The sequence below is a fragment of the Mycobacterium sp. TH-M11 genome, assembly GCF_057473725.1.
On record NZ_JBYCLD010000129.1, the window covers coordinates 1 to 4,543 of the forward strand.

Genomic DNA, 4,543 nt, shown 5'->3' on the forward strand with positions numbered 1-4,543 from the left:
TCGACCGGGTTCTCCTTGTTGGAGTGCATCTGGAACAGCTTGCCCAGCCGCTCCTTCTTGCCCTTGGTGGCGTTGATGACCTGGCTGCCCGACTCGACGGTGCCCGAGTAGACGCGGACGTAGGTCAGCTTGCCGAAGAACGGGTGGGTGGCGACCTTGAACGCCAGCGCGGAGAACGGCTCGTCGGTCGACGGCCGGCGCGTGATCTCCTCGTCCTCCTTGCCCGGCGCGTGACCGATGGCCGGCGGCACGTCCAGCGGCGAGGGCAGGTAGTCGATGACCGCATCGAGCATCGGCTGCACGCCCTTGTTCTTGAAGGCGCTGCCGCACAGCACCGGGTACGCCTCCGAGTTGATGGTCAGCTTGCGCAGGGCGGCCTTGATCTCGGCGACGGTCAGCTCCTCGCCGCCGAGGTACTTCTCCAGCAGCGCCTCGTCGGTCTCGGCGACGGCCTCGATGAGCTTGGTGCGGTACTCGTCGGCCTTTTCCTGCATGTCGGCGGGGATGTCGACGACGTCGTACTTCTCACCGAGCTTGGCCTCGGCGCTCCACACCTTGGCCTTCATCTCGACCAGGTCGACGACGCCGGAGAAGTCGCCCTCCGAGCCGATCGGCAGCTGGATCGGGATGGCGTTGGCGCCCAGGCGCTCCTCCATGGTGCGCACCGAGAAGTAGAAGTCGGCGCCGATCTTGTCCATCTTGTTGACGAAGCAGATCCGCGGCACGTCGTACTTGTCGGCTTGGCGCCAGACCTGCTCGGACTGCGGCTCGACACCTTCCTTGCCGTCGAAGACCGCAACGGCACCGTCGAGCACGCGCAGGCTACGTTCCACCTCCACGGTGAAGTCGACGTGCCCGGGGGTGTCGATGATGTTGATCTGGTTGTCGTTCCAGAAGCAGGTGGTGGCGGCGGAGGTGATGGTGATCCCCCGCTCCTGCTCCTGCTCCATCCAGTCCATCGTGGCTGCACCGTCGTGGACCTCACCGATCTTGTAGCTGATGCCGGTGTAGTAGAGAATCCGCTCGGTCGTCGTCGTCTTGCCGGCGTCGATGTGCGCCATGATGCCGATGTTGCGGACCTTGGTGAGGTCGGTCAGCACGTCCTTCTGTGCCACAGAAGTCTTCCCACTCTTTCGATTGCTTGGTTATTTCGCTGTCTTGAGTCGACCCGGCACCTGTGCCGGCAGGATCACCAGCGGTAGTGCGCGAAGGCGCGGTTCGCCTCGGCCATCTTGTGGGTGTCCTCACGACGCTTGACGGCGGCACCCAGGCCGTTGCTGGCATCCAGGATCTCGTTTGCCAAGCGCTCGATCATCGTCTTCTCACGACGCTGCTTGGAGAAGCTGACCAGCCAACGCAGGGCCAGCGTCACCGAGCGCTCCGGACGAACCTCGACCGGCACCTGGTAGGTGGCACCACCCACACGTCGGCTGCGCACCTCGAGGGCGGGCTTGACGTTGTCCATCGCGCGCTTGAGCGTGATCACCGGGTCGGTGCCGGTCTTGTCGCGAGCTTGTTCGAGCGCACCGTAGACAATGCGCTCGGCCAGCGATTTCTTCCCGTCCAGCAGGACCTTGTTGACCAGCTGAGTGACCAGTTGCGACCCGTAGACCGGGTCGTTGACCAGCGGACGCTTCGGCGCGGGCCCCTTGCGCGGCATTAGCTCTTCTCCTTCTTGGCGCCGTAACGGCTGCGCGCCTGCTTGCGGTTCTTGACACCCTGGGTGTCCAGCGAGCCGCGGATGATCTTGTACCGCACACCCGGCAGGTCCTTCACACGACCACCACGCACCAGCACCATCGAGTGCTCCTGCAGGTTGTGACCCTCGCCCGGGATGTAGGCGGTGACCTCGACCCCGGTGGTCAGCTTGACGCGCGCGACCTTACGAAGCGCCGAGTTCGGCTTCTTCGGAGTTGTGGTGTACACGCGGGTGCACACCCCACGGCGCTGCGGGCTGCCCTTGAGGGCCGCGGTCTTGACCTTGGCGACCTTGTCGCGGCGACCCTTGCGGACCAGCTGCTGAATGGTTGGCATCTACCGGCTTTCTACTTCTTCGTTCATTCGTTCTGACTGATTCTGGTGCGTCTAAGTCTCTGTACTGCAGTTATGTCCGTCCGCGGTCCCCCGCGTCCGGGTGTGTCGCAGGCGGCCGCGACGACACCGAGCTGTCGCGTAGTTGGCATGCGAATTGGCCCGGCGTGCGCGTCTTAGGTGAAGCGCCTAAAACCGCCAGGCACGAATTGCCACAATACCCGCCGCTGGCAAGACAGGTCAAAGCGACGACATCTGCGTCCGACAATCCAATCTACCCGGCGACGTCACAGGGCGTCGCGCACACCCGAGTCGCTGCGTAACTCCATGCCCGCGGCCAGTCGCAGCACCATGTCGGAAAACACGGAGTCGGTGTCGATGTCGTCCATCACACCGGTCATCTCCAGCAGCACGAAGCCATGCATGGCCGACCAGAATTCCAGCGCGGCATAGAACGCCTGCTCGAGATCGAGACCGTAGGACGACAGGACCGCGATCACCGGTGTCGCGGCGGCCCGGGTCGCGGCGGTGTACTCGGGATCGTCGCCGCCACCCAGCGGCATCCGGGTGAAGGCCGAGTAACGGCCGGGATGGTGATGGGCGTAGCTGCGGTAGGCGCTGGCCATCACCAGCACGGCATCGTCGCGGGCGCGGCCCTTGCCGACCCGATTGAGCATCTCGATGATGTCGTCGATGACCCGGATCCGCACCGTGCGGCGCAGATCCTCCAGGCTGTCGACGTGGTTGTAGAGCGACGGCCCCTTGGTTCCCAGCTGCGTCGCCAACGCGTTGATGGTCAGGGCGTCCCAGCCCTCGCGGTCCAGGAAGGTCAGTGCGGCATTGACGACGATCTCGCGGCTGAGCCTGGCCCCGCGGGTTCCGGACTTGACGCCCCCCGGCCGGCCGGCCGATGAATCCGGCTCAGCTGGCATGGCGGTCGCCCTTCGGTTGTGTTGACCGGTGTGTCTACGGACTGTTGTCCGCGCCTCCCCGAAACGAAGAACTCTAGTCTGTCGGGGAGGCGAGCACGTAGGATCCCTCCCAGCAGTTGCGCCCGATGGCGAGAGGAACCCGCGTTGAATTGGTCGATCCCAGGCCGCGTCCTGGCAGCCAGCGCCATCGCGATCGCGTTCACCGCCGCCGCGCCGAGCGGGCACGCCAAGAACGGCGACACCCACGTCACCGGCGAGGGTGTCGAGCAGACCGTCGACTGCAACGGGGCGACGCTGTTGATCGACGGCACCAGGAACGTCGTGAACGCGCTGGGGACCTGCTGGGCGATCTCGGTGATGGGTTCGGGGCATACCGTGGTGGCCGACAACGTCATTCACGACATCACCGTTTACGGCTCCAACGAGTCGGTGTTCTACAAAAACGGTGACCCGGCCGTCTGGGATCGGGGCCGTGAGCTCGGAATGACCAATCGCATCAGTCACGTGGGAAGTTAGCAGCATGCGCACAAACAACTCTCGACTTGTCGTCATGCTGTGCGCGGCGGCGCTGCTCTGGGTGGCCGGCTGTGCGCACAGCGGCAACAACGGGACCACGCCGACGAGCGGCTCGCCCACCTCGTCGACGTCGACGTCGACGCCCTCGACCAGCAGTACCGGCGCCCAGTTCGACATCGGCAACACGATCAACTACGGGTCGATGGGCACCACAACCACTCTCGATTGCGGCGACGGCAAGTCGCTCAACGTCGGCGGATCCAACAACACGCTGACGGTCAAGGGCACCTGCGGCACGGTCAGCATTGGCGGCGCCGACAACAAGATCACCATCGACAAGGTCGACAAGCAGCTCAACGTCGTCGGCTTCAACAACACGATCAGCTACAAGGACGGCCAGCCCAAGGTCGACGACCTGGGTAGCGGTAACACCATCAACAAGGCCGGGTAACCGCCATCCACGCGCTCAAGTCCGATCGTTACTCGTCGGGCCGGCGCGCCACGGTGCGCAACCTCGCGCTCCGGGTGCTGAGTATCCCGATGGTCAGCAAACTGGTTGCCCGGCAGTCGCTTTCGGTCGCGCGGTCGTTCACGTTGCCGAGCTACTGAGCGGCGGCGCCGTGGCGACCGGCGCCGGCGGCGAACCGTCCCGCACCTTCGTTGGCCTCGGCGGCAACCCGCGAGATGCTGGCGAATTCGTAGTCCAGCGCCTCGGCCTCAGGCAGCCCCCACTGGTGCAACGCCGAGAGCCGATCCGCCCTCATGCACTGCTGAGGCAACGCGGCCAACTCGGCGGCCAGCAGCTCGGCGGCTTCGCGCGCCTTGCCCTTGGGTACAACGCGATTGGCCAACCCGATCGCCAGCGCCTCCGCAGCGTCGACCGCGCGACCGGTGAGGATCAGGTCCATCGCCCGGCTCTGCCCGATCAGCCGGGGCAACCGGATCGTGCCGCCGTCGATCAGCGGCACCCCCCAGCGGCGGCAGAACACCCCGAACACGGCGTCTTCTTCGGCGATCCGCAGATCGCACCACAACGCGAGCTCCAGACCGCCGGCCACCGCGAA

At 65.4% G+C, this 4,543-nt stretch carries 7 protein-coding genes; 2 read left to right on the forward strand and 5 right to left on the reverse strand.

Annotated elements, in window-relative coordinates:
* The 4 genes from AC2VOG_RS05695 to AC2VOG_RS05710 form a co-directional block, all read right to left on the reverse strand.
* On the reverse strand, positions 1 to 1,115 hold a 1,115-nt coding region (locus AC2VOG_RS05695; RefSeq protein WP_486938948.1), incomplete at its 3' end, for an elongation factor G.
* Between the two features lie 74 nt (positions 1,116 to 1,189).
* Positions 1,190 to 1,660, reverse strand: a complete 471-nt coding sequence (rpsG, locus tag AC2VOG_RS05700) for a 30S ribosomal protein S7 (RefSeq protein WP_108926244.1) — start codon at positions 1,658 to 1,660, stop codon at positions 1,190 to 1,192.
* A complete protein-coding gene (gene rpsL, locus AC2VOG_RS05705; protein ID WP_163746691.1) occupies positions 1,660 to 2,034 on the reverse strand; it encodes a 30S ribosomal protein S12 in 375 nt (124 codons plus the stop codon). The genes rpsG and rpsL overlap by 1 nt, the downstream gene beginning before the upstream one ends.
* A 284-nt stretch (positions 2,035 to 2,318) precedes the next feature.
* A complete protein-coding gene (locus AC2VOG_RS05710) occupies positions 2,319 to 2,963 on the reverse strand; it encodes a TetR/AcrR family transcriptional regulator (RefSeq protein WP_486938949.1) in 645 nt (214 codons plus the stop codon).
* Between the two features lie 144 nt (positions 2,964 to 3,107).
* Here AC2VOG_RS05710 and AC2VOG_RS05715 point away from each other — a divergent pair, with 144 nt between their 5' ends.
* Together AC2VOG_RS05715 and AC2VOG_RS05720 are read left to right on the forward strand one after the other, a co-directional pair.
* On the forward strand, positions 3,108 to 3,479 hold the full coding sequence (locus AC2VOG_RS05715; RefSeq protein WP_486938950.1) for a DUF3060 domain-containing protein: 372 nt from the start codon (positions 3,108 to 3,110) through the stop codon (positions 3,477 to 3,479).
* Positions 3,480 to 3,483: 4 nt separating this feature from the next.
* Positions 3,484 to 3,930, forward strand: coding sequence for a DUF3060 domain-containing protein (locus AC2VOG_RS05720; RefSeq protein ID WP_486938951.1), 447 nt, complete (start codon positions 3,484 to 3,486; stop codon positions 3,928 to 3,930).
* 151 nt (positions 3,931 to 4,081) lie between these two features.
* Here AC2VOG_RS05720 and AC2VOG_RS05725 read toward each other — a convergent pair.
* A partial coding sequence (locus AC2VOG_RS05725; protein WP_486938952.1) for an enoyl-CoA hydratase-related protein occupies positions 4,082 to 4,543 on the reverse strand: 462 nt, incomplete at its 5' end.